Raw genomic sequence first — 14,858 nt, forward strand, 5'->3', positions numbered from 1 at the left:
AGCTATGAGTTCCACCAACCAACCAATCCCCGATAAGACCAGCCGGTTCACCGATAGTGTCGGTCTTATCTTTGATGAAGTCTCAGCCACACTTGTCCGTGGGCACGCGGAGCTGAACGAAGACCACCACACACCTTGGGGAGTGGTCCACGGAGGCATTTACGCCACCATGGTTGAAAGCGCTGGCAGTGTGGGAGCCAGTTACGCGGTGGCCGAGCGCCAGCAGTTTGCCGTTGGTGTTCATAACGCCACCGACTTCCTCCGCCCCTCCACCGGAGCACATGTGCAGGTCGAGGCCAAGGCCCTTTTCCAAAGCAAAACTCAGCAGCTCTGGGACGTTGTTATTACCGATACGGCTACGGGCAAAGTACTTTCGCGCGGACAATTGCGCACCCAGAACGTAGATTTGCCCAAATCTTGAGCGTAATCTGATGGCATCTAGCGGATCAGCCTCGGGAGGCTCATTATGAGTGCCACCTATACCTTTGATGTGTTCAGTAGTCTTGATGGTTTCGGCAGTGCCGGTGGCGACTGGGGAGGATACTGGGGCAAACAAGGACCGGAGCTACTTGCTCGACGCCTTGAGCTCTACGGCCAGGAGTGCCACATGGTTTTTGGGGCGAATACTTTTCGTTTGTTCTCCCAGTTTTGGCAGGAGATTGAACAGAATCCTGAAGTTGAAGATCCTTGGGGCGTTGCCATGCATGAGCAACCCGCCACGGTCATCTCCACAACGCTTAGCGACCCACTGAAGTGGCCACAGGCCACCTTGGAGCGGGCCGATGCCGTGGAGGTGGTCAGGCAATTAAAGGCCACCTCAGCGTTGCCCCTGCGATCTCACGGTAGCTTGGCGATGAACCGCTCCCTGCTCGCCGCCGGTCTGGTGGACTTTATTCAAATAACCATTTTCCCGGTACTCACCGGAGCTCACGGAGACTCCCCTGTGCTGGATGTCGGCGAAGACTACGATCTAGAACTCATTGATTCGCGACTTTTAGATGGCAGTATCCAAGAATTGACCTATCGGCCAACTCAACACGTAACTCTCTGAGCTTTTCAGAGCTCTAGGTAATAACCATTCATTCTGCATGTTTGAATATTTGAAGGTGAGACTGACATTGAGAGTGCATCAAAGATTCCCAACAGTTATCGCGGTCATTGCAGCCTTGTCGCTGACGGGCTGCTCGGCTTCTGAATCAACGGCCCAGAGTTCCACATCATCCCTGACGACTTCTTCGTCCGCCTCAGCCTCTGCCTCTTCACCCCGTTCATCCCCGTCTCCCACAGCGCTCAAGGACCTCACACCAAATATGGTTCTGGGCGCCAGCATCCCGTCAATGTGCGAGTTTCCGGCCGGGAAATTGGTCGGCGGTGTCCTGAAGGAAGAGCACTCCGAATATCCCAACGCCACCCCACCATCGCTCGTTTCTGAAAAGTTAGTGGTGGCAGGTGACCTGACCGGTGATGGGGTTAAAGAACTGGCGGCGACCTTTTACTGCGACAAGGGTGGTGTTGCTTGGCCTACCCATATCCAGCTGTTCCAAAACACGGCCAAGGGCATCGCCCCGCTGGGCCAGCCCTTCCAAATGGGTGACGTTAATGGTGGCGCTCGCACCCTACCGAGCTCACTAAAATACGCCAACGGTCAGCTGGTGGTGATCGATCAAGCTCTGCTACCGATGGAAGCCGCGGCGGCTGCCTCAGGAAAAAACAAAGCAACACTGAAATGGAACGGTAAGAAGTTAGCGGCCAGTTCAATTCAGGATCTGGCAGTCCCACAAAATGGCACGTTGAAGACTGCAACGGTCAACGGGACTTGGTGTCTGCTGGACGGCAAGGGGAAGTCCACAACAAAAGACTGTCTGACTATCGACTATCCAAATGTCACCAGAAAAGGCGAAGACGCGCAGACCCTATCCTTCTCAACAAATAATGGCTTCACGGTGCTGAGCTACTTTGATGCGCCGCTAGGCATGATCTATTCATCAGGAGTCAAGATCCAGGATCCGGCCAATCCTTCGGTAACTACGTCGCAGCTACAGAAGGATCGGCTGTACAACAATCAAACCCATGAGGTCTTTGTCCGTCAGGGAAAGTAAGACCTAGCTGGCCGGGCGCATGTCACTGGTTTCTTGGAACCGTTGGTGCCAGCTCAAGGCCTCACCCAACAGGTGCGGGGTGTGCTTGCCGTAGCTGTACTTGCGGGCACGATCGAAGTAGTCCTGCAGCATTGGGCGGTAGTCCGGGTGGGCGCAGTTATCGATGACTACCTGAGCGCGCTGTTTCGGAGACAGCCCACGAAGGTCAGCCAAGCCTTGTTCGGTTATCAGGATCATGGTGTCGTGCTCTGTGTGGTCTACGTGCGAGGCAAAAGGAACGATGCCCGAGATCTTGCCACCCTTGGTGGTAGATGGGGACATGAACACCGACAGGTAACCGTTGCGGGCAAAGTCGCCCGAGCCGCCGATACCGTTCATCACGTGCGAACCGAGCACGTTGGTGGAGTTCACGTTGCCGTAAATATCGGCTTCGATCATGCCATTCAGCGCAATGCAGCCCAGTCGGCGGATGATTTCCGGGTGGTTTGAAATCTCCTGAGCGCGCAGCAAGATGCGTTCGCGGTAGTGCTCAACATTCTTGTTGAACTCCTCGATGCCGTCGGCCGAGAGCGAGAAGCTGGTAGCGGAGGCGAACTCGATGGTGCCATCCTTAATCAGCTGGAGCATGCCGTCTTGGATCACCTCGGTGTAGGCGGTCAGGCCCTTGTAGCCGCCGCGGGCCAGGCCAGCGAGCACGGCATTGGCGATGTTGCCGACGCCCGACTGCAGCGGCAGCAGCTTCTCGGACAGGCGGCCGGCGCGGATCTCGGAGTCCAGGAAGCCCAGCAGGTGATCGGCGATCTTCTCGCTGGTCTCGTCTACTGGTGCGAAGGGGCTCAACCGGTCCGGTGCGTCGGTTTCCACGACCGCGACGATCTTGTTCACGTCGACGTCCAGGTACTTCTGGCCGATGTGGTCGCGCACCGTGGTCAGGTCGATTGGCTTGCGGTGCGGCGGCAGGGCGGTGCCGTAGTAGATATCGTGCATGCCGTCCATGGCGGCGGACTGCTGGGAGTTGACCTCGATGATGATCTTGTCGGCCATCTCCAGCCAGGTCTTGTTGTTGCCTACCGAGCTGGAAGGGATCAGGTCGCCCTCGGCGGTCACGCCGACAACTTCCACGATGGCCACGTCGATCTTGCCGTAGAAGCCGAACCAGGCGTGCTGGGCGACATGGGACAGGTGGATGTCCATGTATTCCATGTTGCCCTCGTTGATGCGGCGGCGCAGCTCAGGGTCGGACATGTACGGCAGGCGCAGATTCATGCCCTCAGCCTTGGCAAGCACACCGTCCAACTCTGGTGCGGTTGAAGCACCGGTGAGCACGTTGATTTTGAAGTCCTTGCCTGCTGCATGCTGGCGTTCCATCTGGGCGGCCAATGCCCCGGGAACGGACTTCGGGTATCCGGCACCGGTGAAGCCGCTCATTGCGACGGTCATGCCCGGCTTGATGAATGTTGCCGCTTGCTCGGCGCTCATCAAGAGATCAGCAAAGGCCCGGTGTTGAATACGCTCGTGCAAAATTACCCCTTCGAAACATCTTTGTGACGTAGGTCTATAACCCGCATCTCACCGGATTACCTTAGCTGTTCTCGCCTGTCACTGAGACCACGTCCGGGCGTTCAGAGCAGTAGATGGCGCTTTTCTCGATGAGTTGCGCGCTATTTGCGGTGGCCGGTCAACGTCTTGCGCACTGTGGTCGGCTAGCTCTACTGGTAGTCGGTCTGGCCGCAGAGCTCTTCGTTCCACGCAGTTGAACCAAGGAATGGCACTGCAATCAGTGCTGATCAGCGAAGATCATCCTGAAGGAGTATAGAAATGAACCTATGTAGAATTCATACTTAGCTCATGGAACAAAACAAACTACTTCAACAGATTAAGCGTTCCATGCTTCCGGCTGTTCTTCTGAGCCAACTGGCCGAGGAACCCGTTCACGGTTATTCCATGCTGAACAAACTCGAAGAACTCGGGGTATCAGGCGTCAAGAGTGGGACTCTTTACCCACTACTTCGATCGATGGAAGAGTCCGGGGACATCATCTCCGACTGGCAAATTGCTGACCGTGGGCCAGCACGCAAGATCTTCAAAATCACCGACCAGGGCCACCAGACTCTGACTTCCCTCAATAGCTGGTTGCGACAGTTCACCTAGGAGACCTTCATGGAAAGCACCCTCAAAACCTACATCGATGAGCTGCGCTACAGCCTTTCACTACGCAACGTGGAGCCCGCAACTACCCGCGACATCGCTAGGGAAGTGGAATCCGAAGCCACTAGCTACGAAGATGCCGTCGCCAGCTTCGGAACCCCCGAACACTACGCGACGTCTTTCCCCTCCACCGCATCCCCAAAGAGCCACTCGGCATTCCTCGTGGTCGGCATACTACTGGCCGCCCTTTGGGCTATACTGACAATCATTTTCCGGGACCGCCAGGCGAATGCCTTTTCGGGTTGGGCAATCACTTGGCTACCAGTCTTCGGATTGATCGCGGCCGGAATTATTGTCGACTTCTCCCGATCATTGCTCCGTTCACGGGCCAGCCGGTAAGTTCAGCAACTACGTGGAAAGCTCGGAGCTCGCGCATGGGCGACATTTGCCTAGACTGAACTACTTCGCAGAGCAAACACGCCAGAACACTGTATTAAACGCCAACAGGTGGCGTACATTCCCTTAGGAATGCACGCCACCTGTTGATCAGAAGGTGAGTCTAAAAGACTTACTTCTTTGCGGCAGCAACAACCTGCAGACGCAGGTTTGCAACAACGTCAGCGTGAACGCGAACGGTTGCGGTGTAGTTGCCAGTCGACTTGATGTGGTCGTTGACCTCGATGTTGCGCTTGTCGATCTTACCCAGACCGGCTGCCTCAACGGCGTCAGCGATATCGGTGGTCTTGACGGTGCCGAATAGGCGTCCGTTAGAACCAGCCTTGATGGTGATCTTAACCGGCTGGGACTTCAGCTTAGCTGCAATTGCCTGAGCATCCTCAAGGTTTGCAACGGCGCGAGCAGCACGTGCAGCCTTGATCGACTCCACCTGCTTTTCACCGCCCTGGGTCCAGACGATTGCGAAACCGCGTGGCAGAAGGTAGTTACGGGCGTAGCCGTTCTTTACCTCAACAATATCGCCAGCAGCACCGAGACCGGATACTTCGTGAGTCAAAATGATCTTTGCCATGATGTTATATCCCCTCTTCCTTAGCCGCGGCCTGCGCCGGAGTAAGGTAGCAAGGCTACTTCACGTGCGTTCTTGATTGCCTGTGCGATCTTGCGCTGTTCCTGAACGGAAACGCCGGTCACTCGACGAGCGCGGATCTTTCCACGGTCAGAGATGAACTTGCGCAGCAATGCAGTGTCCTTGTAGTCGATGACGGTGATGTCAGCGGCCTTCAATGGATTGGACTTTGGTTTGGGCTTACGGATTTCAGCCTTAGCCATCGTGGAGCTCCTTAGGTTTGGAGCCCGCAGAGTGATCTGCGGGATGGTGAATAAATAATTTTTAGAAAGGTGGTTCGTCTGCGCCTGGGTTACCCCAGCCGCCACCGTTGTTTCCGCCGGTGCTCCATGGGTCAGCGGCTGGAGCGTTCCAGCCACCACCCTGTTGCGGCTGCTGCTGACGCGGCTGCTGCGCTGGGGCACCTTGCTGTGGTGCGTTGGAGAATCCTCCACCGCCACCATTGGCATTGCCGAAGCCACCGTTGCCACCGCCGGAGCGCTGGGTACGGGTAACCTTGGCGGACGCAAAACGGAGTGATGGGCCGATTTCATCGACTTCAAGCTCCATTACGGTGCGACGTTCGCCTTCCTTGGTGTCGTAAGAACGTGAACGCAAACGACCCTGAGCCATGACTCGCATGCCCTTGGTCAGCGTTTCAGCAACGTTCTCTGCAGCCTCGCGCCAAACCGATGCACGCAAGAACAGGGCTTCCCCGTCCTTCCATTCATTGGACTGGCGGTCAAAGGTGCGAGGAGTCGAAGCGATCGTAAAGTTCGCTACGGCTGAACCGGACGGCGTGAAACGCAGCTCCGGATCGGCGGTCAGGTTTCCGATAACGGTAATAACAGTCTCGCCTGCCATTGACTCTCCTTAAAAAGATTGAACGTTATTTCTTACGACTGAAGGTTTGGCGTAATTAAACGCGAGCCTCTTCCGGGCGGGTGACCTTGTGGCGCAGGATCAGTTCGTTGATCTTAAGCTGACGCTCAAGCTCAGCCGAAGCTGCTGGTTCTGCGGTGTAGTTCACCACTACGTAGGTGGCTTCTGCCTTCTTCTTGATCTCGTAAGACATCTTGCGACGTCCCCAGACATCAACCTTTTCGATAGTGCCACCGTTGGAGCGGACAACCTCGAGGTACTTCTCGATGGTTGGCTCTACGGTGCGGTCATCGACCTCTGGATCAATGAGGACCATAAGTTCATAAGCACGCATGTGAACCCACCTCCTTTGGGCTAAACGGTCGCGGTATTTCCGCAACAGGAGGTTCTTGCGTTATCTGAGCACCAGACACCCAACATTCGGGCATGCGGTTGCACAGACTTATCTAGTTTAGCCCAGAGTTGCTCTGAGCTGTAGTCATGGTGGTGCACATCATGACAAGGCTGACTTTCTCCGGGTTTTAGCTTTGCTCCTTAAACGCCAAACCAATCCGGCGAGCGCCCTCTTTGAGATTTTCTTCGGAGACGTGGCCAAAGGAGAGCCTGAGATGCCGTGCAGCGTCGGTGCCCGGTCCGCTGGGGAAGAAGGCACCTTGCTGGTAGTCCACACCATGGCTTTTCGCGGATTCTGAGAGCTTAGCGGGGTCGATCCGATCACTGGCGATTCGGGGCCATAGGAACAGTCCTCCGTCCGGAATTTGTACTTCCAGTCCTCCCTGGGTCTCGACCTCGATGGCCGTTGCGAGAATCTGAGCTCTGTTGCCATAGGTGGCTCGCGCCTTGTCGAGGGTTGCATCAAATAGAGTCTCATCGCTGGTCAACGCCTCCGCAACGATACTTTGCACCAACGTTGAGGAGTGAGAATCTTGCCGGCTTCGCAGCGCGGAAATATCTGACTTCAGCCAGTTCGGCACCACAAGCCAACCTAAACGCAATCCCGGGCCAAGCGTCTTGGTGAAGGTGTTGATGTGAATGACGTTTTCAGAGTCATTAAATTCTCGGTGTGATGCACCTGCTGACCCGAAGTAAAGCTCACGGTATGGGTTATCAGCCAAGAGCACAAAGCCATAGTGGGCGGCCAAGTCAACAAGTCGTTGCCGGTCCGCCTGCGAAAGTGAGCCCTGCGTTGGGTTGTGGAAGTCTGGCACTGTATAGAGCGCCTTTGGCCGTGCGCCAGCGCGCAGTTGGCTTTCCAATGCGTCCAGATCTAGTCCTGCGGCCCCTACCGGAATCGGCAGGATGTTGGTAGTAGCCAGTTCCAATCCGCGCAGGAAAAGTGGAAATATCGGGTTGTCTACGGCAACAAGATCTCCCGGATTGATCAGTGCCTGGATAGCCAGCGACAAGCCGTGGAACCCTCCATTGGTGATGATAATGCGATCAACCGCAACCCCTTCGCGAGCAGCTATCCACTGGCGAAGTTCGGCTATTCCCTCCGTTCTTGAATACTGCAGTGCTGGGACTCCGGATCTGAACAGCACACGTTCCGTGGCGGCAGCCAACTGGGCCACAGGAAGAACGTGAGGGTCAGGAATGCCACCTAAGAGTTCGATGGAATCAGCGCGAGGACTGCGCAGGGTCGCATCACCAAAACCTTGCGGTTTGGAGAACCGTCCAACGAGTTCCGAGGCAGGTAGTGCGGTAGCGGTTGTCATGCGATGGCTCCTGCGTAAATGTGGCTTGGGCTCTGTTCCTGGACACCTTGGGTGACATCACCACGTGAACTAGGAACGGAGGAAATAAGGGTTTGGGTATAGCTATGTTCTGGATTCTCAAAGATCTTCTGCGTCGTTCCGCTTTCCACAACAACTCCACGACGCATGACCGATACCGTGTCTGCCACCTGACGAACCAAAGCTAGGTCGTGGGAGACAAACAAGTAGGTCAACGAGTGTTCGCGCTGCAAAACTGCTAGCAGGTCAAGAATGTCCGCCTGAACGCTGACATCCAGAGCTGAGGTTGGTTCATCCAGCACGAGAATCTCAGCACGCAGGCTCAGCGCTCGAGCAATGGCCACACGCTGGCGTTGCCCTCCGGAGAGTTGGGCTGGACGGCGGGAAAGGAAAGATTCATCCAGCCCGACTTCTGCCAGAACCTCGCGTACTCTTACCTTCTGCTGCGCCCGCGATCCATATTTCAGCCGGGCCAATGGTTCTGCGATGATCGTGGCTACCGACCAGGCCGGGTCAAGTGAGGCAAACGGGTTCTGGTAGACCAATTGCAGTTGGCGCCTGGCTTCGCGCCAATCTTTGGTACTGCGATTAGTTAGATCCTGCCCGGATAAGAAAATCCTGCCGGCAGCAGGAGTTTCCAACCCCACGATCATCCGTACCGTGGTGGTCTTACCGGACCCCGACTCACCTACCAACGCATGGGTACTGCCCCGTTTGACCTCAAAACTGACCCCGTCAACGGCCTTCACCAATTCAGCGGAGTGGCCAAAGTGTCGTACTACGTCTTCAACGTAGATCGCATCCTTCTCATGTGCACTTGAGTCGTTTAAGGGCCCACGAGCATCTCGATAACGTTCGGTATTGAGTGAAGGAACATCCGCAAGCAATTTCCTCGCGTATTCGGTTTGAGGATTCTCAAAGATCTGTGAGGAGGTGCCAGATTCCTGAACCTGACCCTGTCGAAGTACAACCAGATGATCCGTGCGCTGTGCTGCAAGCGCTAGATAACGCGTGGGATCCGCGGTTCGGTCGTGGAGATAAGGAACAGTCGCTGGTGATCCTGCCACAACCTCAATTTCTGAGTCATGGGTCAAAAGCTCGTCGCGGAACTTTTGGCCCGCCTGTTGGTCAATCTCGAAAATTACGTGGCTCAATGTTGGACTCCGATGGAAACTGTTTGCTTTCCACCGAGTATTGATGATCGAAATTTCCAATGATGCCTTTATGACCGGCGACGATGCTCGAGCTCATTACAAGGTCACGAATCGACTCTATGTCGTGAATGAGACTAAGTCTCAGGTCAACAAAACGACATATACTTCGTTGCTTTACGTACTAATCAACGAGCTATTTCTCCAGTCTTCACAAGTTTCCTGTTGCGTGTTAGCCGTCGTGGTTGGCCGATTTTTAGCCTCTGGCCAATGATTCAGCTCAGCATTCAGATCTAGTGGTGGCACACGTTTCTTGAGGTTTGAAGCATGTCGCAGCTGTGGCTGGACTACCTATTTGGAGTCGATGGCTCGTTGCAGTCGTTGCCCAAATACCGGCACCAGTGTGCTCATGTAGGTGTCGCTGATGTGGTGCTTATCCCGGTAGATCAGGACGTTGCCAACCACCGCTGGGCAGGTGCCGTTCACGCAGAACTGGTCGCTGAAGTCCAAGACTTTCACTCGCGGTTCCAGTTTGGCAGCGGCCTTGGTGGCATCGCCCTTTTCGTAGGCGCCCTTTTGCGGGAACGAGCAGGCTTGCGGGTTATTAATGTTTTGCTCCACGCAGTCCCTGGCGTAGGAATCTTTCGGAGGCCGCGGAGTATCAACGATTGCGTAAACCGGCTTTCCGGCGTCCTCGAGTTCAGCCCAGGCGGCAGCTAAACCCTTTGCTGGATCAGAAACAAAGGTTGACCCACCCCAGCTTGAGGTCACTACCGCGTCGATGTCGTTCCGCTTGGTCAGCGCATCCATACTCTGCTCAAAGGTCTCTTGGCAGTTAATGCTTCCGTCTTGATCGGCTTTGCGTTGAGCAGCGTTAAAGGGACAAGAGTTCTTCAGGTAAGTGACTACTTTCCACCTCTTACTCAGTGCGTAGTCGTTCAGCGCTTCGAACCAGTGAGCCGCGTGCGAGTCTCCCACCAACGCCACGGTGAAGGTCCCGTCCTTGCTCCCGAACTCGCATTCTTTGATCTGCGTCGACTGTGGGTTCTGCACACAACTACCGATGTCAGGCAGGTCGTTGGCGGCTTCCGCGGGAACCGGGACTACTTGGTGCTCATCGGTGATAAAGGCAGGAGCACCGTGCGACAGGGATGCTGCGCCAAAACCCTCGGGAGGTTTCTCGGCCAGTGCTGCTGCCACGCGCGACTCCTGTTGAACCATGCGTTCTTGAGCCAGGCCAGGAAGTAGTGCCACCGAAGCGGCCACAGCAACCATGGCCACCCCAGCGACCAATGACCGTCTCGGAGAAACTGCCAAGAAGCGAAGTCGGCGCATCGGAGTTTCCACGATTTTTAGGCTCCCCCATGCCAAGATCAGGGACCCAGCCAACAGCGCAAGGGATTGCAAGGGTTTTGGTTTGCCACCGGAGAGTTCGGTGTAAAAAACGATCAGTGGCCAGTGCCAGAGATAAAGCGAATACGAGGCGAGACCAACCCACTGCACCGGCGCCCAATTCACGAGCTGGTGCAAAGAACCTGGGCCACGGGTACTGCCGGCGGCAATGATTACCGCACAGCCCAGCACTGGCACGGCTGCTGCAATGCCGGGGAAGACCGTTGCGCCGTCATAACTAAAGGCGGCGATACCGATGGCCATCAGCGATAGTAGTACCGCCAGATTCCGTGTGGACCAAGCGGTGACCCATCGTGGCAGACGAAGGGCATCTTTGGCATGTGCTTGCGCACCCAATGCCAGCAACCCGCCAATGGCCAACTCCCAGATGCGGGTGGTGGTCACGAAGTACCCGGCGGCGTCCCCCGAGTATCCGGCGTACACCGAGTACCCCAGAGATAAGAGTGCTACCGTCCCAAAGACCATCCACAGCCATCTGCGGCGAGTGGCAAATTGATCCGAATGTGATCCGGGAAGGTTGGGCTTAACCAGCCAGCACACCGCCAAGATCAACAATGGCCAGAACAGATAGAACTGTTCTTCAACTCCAAGGGACCAGAAGTGTTGCAGCGGTCCTGCCGCTTGTTCGGCGGCCAGATAGTCAACAGAATCAGCGGCCAGCACCCAGTTCTGCACGGAGAAGGCTGAGGCCAATGCCTGGGTACCCAGTGTGCCCCACTGGGTCTTCGGCAGGATCATGACCCCGGCCGCCACAACGACGAGAATCACCAGCATGGCGGCGGGCAGGATGCGTCGAGCTCTACCGGCAAAAAACGCCGACAGTTTCACTCGTCCGCTACGTTCGGCTTCGCGCAACAGGTGGGAGGTAATCAGAAAACCAGAAATGACAAAGAAGATGTCTACGCCGATATAGCCGCCCGGGACCACGTTGGGCTCCAGATGGTAGGCAACCACTAGCAGGACTGCCAGCGCACGGAGTGCTTGGATTTCTGGTCTGAAATTTTTGACCTGCACGGAATTCGAACTCATATTGTTCGATCTGACCAGTTCGGGATGAACAGCAGGTAATCAAACGGTATCCGCGGAGAAAACTGCTGATGGGAAGCTTAGCTATCTTCGTCCCTGCTGGGCACGGACAGTGGATATTTGGCATCCAATTTGGGATCAAGACTCAACCGCATCAACGCGTCAAGAAGGACCTTGCCAGCGCCCCAGTAGATAGGAATTATCAGCCAGACGTACCAGCCGACTCCTCCCGCTGTGCCTAGGATGACGGTGCCGAAGGTAACCAAAAGACCTACGCCACGGAAGATCATCATGATCCCCTGTGTGATTGAGTCTCGTCGTTCTTGTTCGATACGGGTTCTGGATTCAAGCCCTTCAACAGCTTGAGAGAAATTGGGGGTTTGAACGCTTTGGAATAGTTCACCGACTTGTACGTCCAGTGCTCTGGCTACGAGCGAGATGGACTCCAGGCTGGCATCATTGCCGGCTTCAAGTCGTTGAATAGTTCTGACAGTAATTCCGCTCTCTTTGGCCAGTCGTTCTTGAGTCCAGCCCTTGGTGCGGCGAAGTTCTGCAATCCGTGATTCATTCATGGCATAAAGCTATCGATGAAGTGCACGAAAGCACCACGACATTGTCGCGACAGTCGCACGACTGTTTCCCGACAGCGCACGACAGATTGCTAAACAGGCTACTGACCTGTCCTGATGGAATATTCCAAACAGGGAATACTATTGTTCTTGCCTGTCGCAGGTTATTTCGGAGGAACGACTTCACCGTGGACATCAATTGCGCTGTTGCTTTTCGCGAATAAGGTCCAAGGCCAGGACAGAACCGATAATTGCTTGGCGATGTTGTGTGCTTAACTCGCTGGCCAAGTGCAAGGCATACGTCGATTTACCCATCAGTGCGTTGCCCATACCTGACCATTGACGAGTAACGGTGCCAAGTACGCCCTGGGAGTTGGTGATCTGGAAATCAAAATCCCAGATGCTGCCCAATAGATCCAGTTCTTCGCCAAGCATTGAAATGGTGACGCGCGTTTTGAAAAACGTGATCCGCTTGACCAAGCTCGCCAGCGGAGCGTCATTTCCATCAAAGATTTCAAAGCGGTCGCGGCCCATGGTCATGGTGTCCTTGACCTTAATAACCGGTCGCTGTGGTCCGTCAAAGACCGTCAGCTCACGCGCACCAGCAAACATCCGTCCCAGCGTACTTCCGCCGGTTTCGACATGAGCAACCTGCATGCCAGCGGCGTCAAGGATCGCAAAATCATTTTTCGAGAAGTTTCGGGTCTGTTGAAAAATGAGCATATCTTGGGCAAATATCGTCATGCTGATGATTATGCCATTGTGATTCTTCCGCCGATAGCCTGCCGGGAAAGCTCAAGGCCAGCATCGCTGCTGGCCTTGAGCTAGATCGGGATTATGCTCCGAAGAACTGACGAGTCACCTTGGACAGGTACCAAGGATCATCCACGCCACACATTTCACGGGCCGAATGCATGGACAGCAGGGCGACACCTACGTCGAGGGTGCGGATACCCAGACGTGTGGCAGTCAGCGGACCGATGGTCGAGCCACAAGGAACGCGGTTGTTGGATACAAACTCTTGGTAAGGAACTCCGGCTGCCTCGCACCAGTTGGCGAAGGCCGCAGCGCCTACCGCATCGGTGGCGTATCGCTGGTTAGCGTTGATCTTCAACAACGGCCCGGCATTAACCTGCGGGCGGTTGACTGGGTCGTGGCGCTCCGAATAGTTCGGGTGCACTGCGTGGCCTGCATCAGCAGAGAGGCACACCGAATTGGCTAGCGCACGCGCTTGGTCTTCCACCCCTGCACCCAGCGAAGCCTGGATTCGGTTGATCAGTTCCTCAAGGAAAGGACCGCACGCACCGGAGCGTGAGCTGGAGCCCAACTCTTCGTGGTCAAAGGCAGCCATCATGGCAATGCGCTTACCCGACGGCTTCCTCGAATGATCGGTCAGCGCGATGATTCCGGCATGCACCGAAGTGAGGTTATCCAATCGGCCACTGGCGAAGAAGTTCTTGCCTTGGCCAAATACCTCACCACGTTGCGCTGGTGCGGTAAGGATGTCATAGCCAGCTACCTGAGCTGGATCCACGCCAGCCGATTCGGCCAGGACGGCAAGAATATCTGCATCAGCCAGATCCCCGGCTCCGAAGATGGGGTTGGTGTGGGTCTGCTTATCTAGGGTCAAGCCCTCGTTGACCTGGCGATCAAGGTGGATCGCCAGCTGTGGGATGCGCAGGATCGGTTCAGTCTGAGCCAAGTGTTCCGTGCCGTCCTTAAGCACCAGACGGCCAGCAAGGATGAGTTCACGGTCCAGCCAAGAGTTCAGTAGCGGTCCTCCGTAGACCTCTACGCCTGCCTGCCACCAGCCGTTAGATCCGGTGGTCGGCTTGGGCTTGAGTTTAAAGCCTGGTGAGTCGGTGTGTGCACCGAGGATATGGAATCCGCTGGTAGCCGTGGCCGATTCAGGTTGCACCCACGCGATGATCGCACCATCACGAACCACATAGTAAGAACCTGGTCCTAGATTCCACGCATCAGCTTCGTTCAGGCCGGTGAACCCGACAGCGTCTAGCCGCTTCGCAGCCGTTGCTGCCGCGTGGTAGCTGGAGGGTGAAGTTGCGACGTATTCGGCTAGGTCTGCAATGTGGGCCATTGCTGCGGCTTGTGCCATAGCTGGTTACTCACTTCTTTCTGTCATCGTCTTACTGAAATCCAGGATGCGGTTCCCGCCTGAATTCTCGGGTTGCTCTCCAGCTTAGTAGCCCACTGCGTAATTACTAATGGCTCAGCTCCGGCCAGCCCGGTGACGAACCAGCCGGACACCTTGATCTGATGCTTGACTTGGAGCCTTGCGTGGGCAAAGCTGAAGGCAGACTTGAAGACTACGAAAGCGAGATCATCATGGCTACATCTGATCAAACTCCGGACCCGGAGCGTTTCCCTGTGGAGCCCGTGGCCGAACCGGGCACGGCGAGGCCAAGCAACTCCCAGCGGGAAGTGCCACCGGCTAAGGAAAAGCTTCCGGCAACCAAGCTGGGTCGTATTTGGACCGCCACGGTCTTAGGCATCATTGTGCTGATCTTGCTGATTATTTTTATCGCGCAAAATCAAGATCAGGTCACCCTGCGCTACTTCGCCTATGAGGGCCAAGTTAACCTAGGGCTGGCGTTGTTCATCGCGTCGATCGGCGGAGCCCTAGTCGTGGCTATCGCCGGGGTTGCCCGCGTTATTCAATTACGCGCCACCGCACGCAAGCAACGCAAAACTAGCAAACGCTAAAAACGCGGATGGCCGCCAAACGTAGGTTCTACGTTTGGCGGCCATTTTTT

Annotated in this window: 18 protein-coding genes; 6 read left to right on the plus strand and 12 right to left on the minus strand. The window is 55.7% G+C overall.

All coding sequences use genetic code 11. The annotated features are described in order from the left end of the window. Positions 1-4 precede the first annotated feature (4 nt). Positions 5-421: a PaaI family thioesterase gene (locus ACT3RW_RS17005; protein ID WP_262198942.1), complete on the plus strand. Its 417-nt coding sequence runs from the start codon at positions 5-7 to the stop codon at positions 419-421. Between the two features lie 45 nt (positions 422-466). Next, on the plus strand, positions 467-1,051 hold the full coding sequence (locus ACT3RW_RS17010) for a dihydrofolate reductase family protein (RefSeq protein ID WP_131089611.1): 585 nt from the start codon (positions 467-469) through the stop codon (positions 1,049-1,051). Positions 1,052-1,129: 78 nt separating this feature from the next. Here ACT3RW_RS17010 and ACT3RW_RS17015 read toward each other — a convergent pair whose 3' ends face one another. Next, entirely contained in the window at positions 1,130-1,294 is a 165-nt protein-coding gene (locus ACT3RW_RS17015) for a hypothetical protein (RefSeq protein WP_165477326.1), read from the minus strand. Positions 1,295-1,337: 43 nt separating this feature from the next. On the opposite strand from ACT3RW_RS17015, the gene ACT3RW_RS17020 reads away from it, so the two are divergent. Next, entirely contained in the window at positions 1,338-2,099 is a 762-nt protein-coding gene (locus ACT3RW_RS17020) for a hypothetical protein (RefSeq protein ID WP_444614568.1), read from the plus strand. A gap of 3 nt (positions 2,100-2,102) precedes the next feature. On the opposite strand, the gene ACT3RW_RS17025 is transcribed toward ACT3RW_RS17020, so the two are convergent. Continuing rightward, positions 2,103-3,620, minus strand: a complete 1,518-nt coding sequence (locus ACT3RW_RS17025; RefSeq protein WP_444614569.1) for an acetyl-CoA hydrolase/transferase family protein — start codon at positions 3,618-3,620, stop codon at positions 2,103-2,105. 327 nt (positions 3,621-3,947) lie between these two features. Between ACT3RW_RS17025 and ACT3RW_RS17030 the strand changes: the two genes are divergently transcribed. After that, a complete protein-coding gene (locus ACT3RW_RS17030; RefSeq protein ID WP_131089613.1) occupies positions 3,948-4,250 on the plus strand; it encodes a PadR family transcriptional regulator in 303 nt (100 codons plus the stop codon). Positions 4,251-4,259: 9 nt separating this feature from the next. Next, positions 4,260-4,646, plus strand: a complete 387-nt coding sequence (locus ACT3RW_RS17035) for a hypothetical protein (protein WP_444614570.1) — start codon at positions 4,260-4,262, stop codon at positions 4,644-4,646. Between the two features lie 169 nt (positions 4,647-4,815). Here ACT3RW_RS17035 and rplI read toward each other — a convergent pair whose 3' ends face one another. From rplI to ACT3RW_RS17085, 10 genes are all read right to left on the minus strand, one after another. Continuing rightward, complete coding sequence (rplI, locus tag ACT3RW_RS17040) at positions 4,816-5,274, minus strand: 50S ribosomal protein L9 (RefSeq protein ID WP_131089615.1); 459 nt, start codon at positions 5,272-5,274, stop codon at positions 4,816-4,818. Positions 5,275-5,294: 20 nt separating this feature from the next. Then, positions 5,295-5,534, minus strand: a complete 240-nt coding sequence (rpsR, locus tag ACT3RW_RS17045) for a 30S ribosomal protein S18 (protein ID WP_013350683.1) — start codon at positions 5,532-5,534, stop codon at positions 5,295-5,297. Positions 5,535-5,595: 61 nt separating this feature from the next. Further along, entirely contained in the window at positions 5,596-6,174 is a 579-nt protein-coding gene (locus ACT3RW_RS17050) for a single-stranded DNA-binding protein (protein ID WP_131089616.1), read from the minus strand. A gap of 55 nt (positions 6,175-6,229) precedes the next feature. Beyond that, positions 6,230-6,526: a 30S ribosomal protein S6 gene (gene rpsF, locus ACT3RW_RS17055; protein WP_060703203.1), complete on the minus strand. Its 297-nt coding sequence runs from the start codon at positions 6,524-6,526 to the stop codon at positions 6,230-6,232. Positions 6,527-6,713: 187 nt separating this feature from the next. After that, on the minus strand, positions 6,714-7,907 hold the full coding sequence (locus ACT3RW_RS17060) for an aminotransferase-like domain-containing protein (RefSeq protein WP_131089617.1): 1,194 nt from the start codon (positions 7,905-7,907) through the stop codon (positions 6,714-6,716). Further along, positions 7,904-9,079: an ABC transporter ATP-binding protein gene (locus ACT3RW_RS17065; RefSeq protein ID WP_444614571.1), complete on the minus strand. Its 1,176-nt coding sequence runs from the start codon at positions 9,077-9,079 to the stop codon at positions 7,904-7,906. The genes ACT3RW_RS17060 and ACT3RW_RS17065 overlap by 4 nt, the downstream gene beginning before the upstream one ends. Before the next feature lie 348 nt (positions 9,080-9,427). Further along, positions 9,428-11,518: an acyltransferase family protein gene (locus ACT3RW_RS17070; protein ID WP_444614572.1), complete on the minus strand. Its 2,091-nt coding sequence runs from the start codon at positions 11,516-11,518 to the stop codon at positions 9,428-9,430. A gap of 77 nt (positions 11,519-11,595) precedes the next feature. Beyond that, complete coding sequence (locus ACT3RW_RS17075; protein ID WP_444614573.1) at positions 11,596-12,087, minus strand: helix-turn-helix domain-containing protein; 492 nt, start codon at positions 12,085-12,087, stop codon at positions 11,596-11,598. 192 nt (positions 12,088-12,279) lie between these two features. After that, the gene (locus ACT3RW_RS17080; protein ID WP_131089625.1) at positions 12,280-12,828 is read right to left on the minus strand and encodes an LURP-one-related/scramblase family protein; all 549 of its coding nucleotides are present in this window, start codon (positions 12,826-12,828) and stop codon (positions 12,280-12,282) included. A 91-nt stretch (positions 12,829-12,919) separates the two neighbouring features. After that, positions 12,920-14,200, minus strand: a complete 1,281-nt coding sequence (locus ACT3RW_RS17085; protein WP_444614574.1) for a M18 family aminopeptidase — start codon at positions 14,198-14,200, stop codon at positions 12,920-12,922. A gap of 182 nt (positions 14,201-14,382) precedes the next feature. Here ACT3RW_RS17085 and ACT3RW_RS17090 point away from each other — a divergent pair, with 182 nt between their 5' ends. Continuing rightward, positions 14,383-14,808: a LapA family protein gene (locus ACT3RW_RS17090; protein WP_444614575.1), complete on the plus strand. Its 426-nt coding sequence runs from the start codon at positions 14,383-14,385 to the stop codon at positions 14,806-14,808. The last annotated feature ends 50 nt before the right edge of the window (positions 14,809-14,858 follow it).

Origin of the sequence: Glutamicibacter sp. AOP5-A2-18, from assembly GCF_052446055.1 — a bacterium.
Taxonomy (GTDB): domain Bacteria; phylum Actinomycetota; class Actinomycetes; order Actinomycetales; family Micrococcaceae; genus Glutamicibacter.

What these genes read in the sequence shown, in the direction of transcription:
- rplI (WP_131089615.1), bottom strand. Translation starts at nt 5,274, where the DNA reads ATGGCAAAGATCATTTTGACTCACGAAGTATCCGGTCTCGGTGCTGCT.
- rpsR (WP_013350683.1), bottom strand. Translation starts at nt 5,534, where the DNA reads ATGGCTAAGGCTGAAATCCGTAAGCCCAAACCAAAGTCCAATCCATTG.
- ACT3RW_RS17075 (WP_444614573.1), bottom strand. Translation starts at nt 12,087, where the DNA reads ATGAATGAATCACGGATTGCAGAACTTCGCCGCACCAAGGGCTGGACT.
- ACT3RW_RS17035 (WP_444614570.1), top strand. Translation starts at nt 4,260, where the DNA reads ATGGAAAGCACCCTCAAAACCTACATCGATGAGCTGCGCTACAGCCTT.
- ACT3RW_RS17050 (WP_131089616.1), bottom strand. Translation starts at nt 6,174, where the DNA reads ATGGCAGGCGAGACTGTTATTACCGTTATCGGAAACCTGACCGCCGAT.
- ACT3RW_RS17080 (WP_131089625.1), bottom strand. Translation starts at nt 12,828, where the DNA reads ATGACGATATTTGCCCAAGATATGCTCATTTTTCAACAGACCCGAAAC.
- ACT3RW_RS17020 (WP_444614568.1), top strand. Translation starts at nt 1,338, where the DNA reads ATGTGCGAGTTTCCGGCCGGGAAATTGGTCGGCGGTGTCCTGAAGGAA.
- ACT3RW_RS17085 (WP_444614574.1), bottom strand. Translation starts at nt 14,200, where the DNA reads ATGGCACAAGCCGCAGCAATGGCCCACATTGCAGACCTAGCCGAATAC.
- ACT3RW_RS17005 (WP_262198942.1), top strand. Translation starts at nt 5, where the DNA reads ATGAGTTCCACCAACCAACCAATCCCCGATAAGACCAGCCGGTTCACC.
- ACT3RW_RS17070 (WP_444614572.1), bottom strand. Translation starts at nt 11,518, where the DNA reads ATGAGTTCGAATTCCGTGCAGGTCAAAAATTTCAGACCAGAAATCCAA.
- ACT3RW_RS17060 (WP_131089617.1), bottom strand. Translation starts at nt 7,907, where the DNA reads ATGACAACCGCTACCGCACTACCTGCCTCGGAACTCGTTGGACGGTTC.
- ACT3RW_RS17010 (WP_131089611.1), top strand. Translation starts at nt 467, where the DNA reads ATGAGTGCCACCTATACCTTTGATGTGTTCAGTAGTCTTGATGGTTTC.
- ACT3RW_RS17030 (WP_131089613.1), top strand. Translation starts at nt 3,948, where the DNA reads ATGGAACAAAACAAACTACTTCAACAGATTAAGCGTTCCATGCTTCCG.
- rpsF (WP_060703203.1), bottom strand. Translation starts at nt 6,526, where the DNA reads ATGCGTGCTTATGAACTTATGGTCCTCATTGATCCAGAGGTCGATGAC.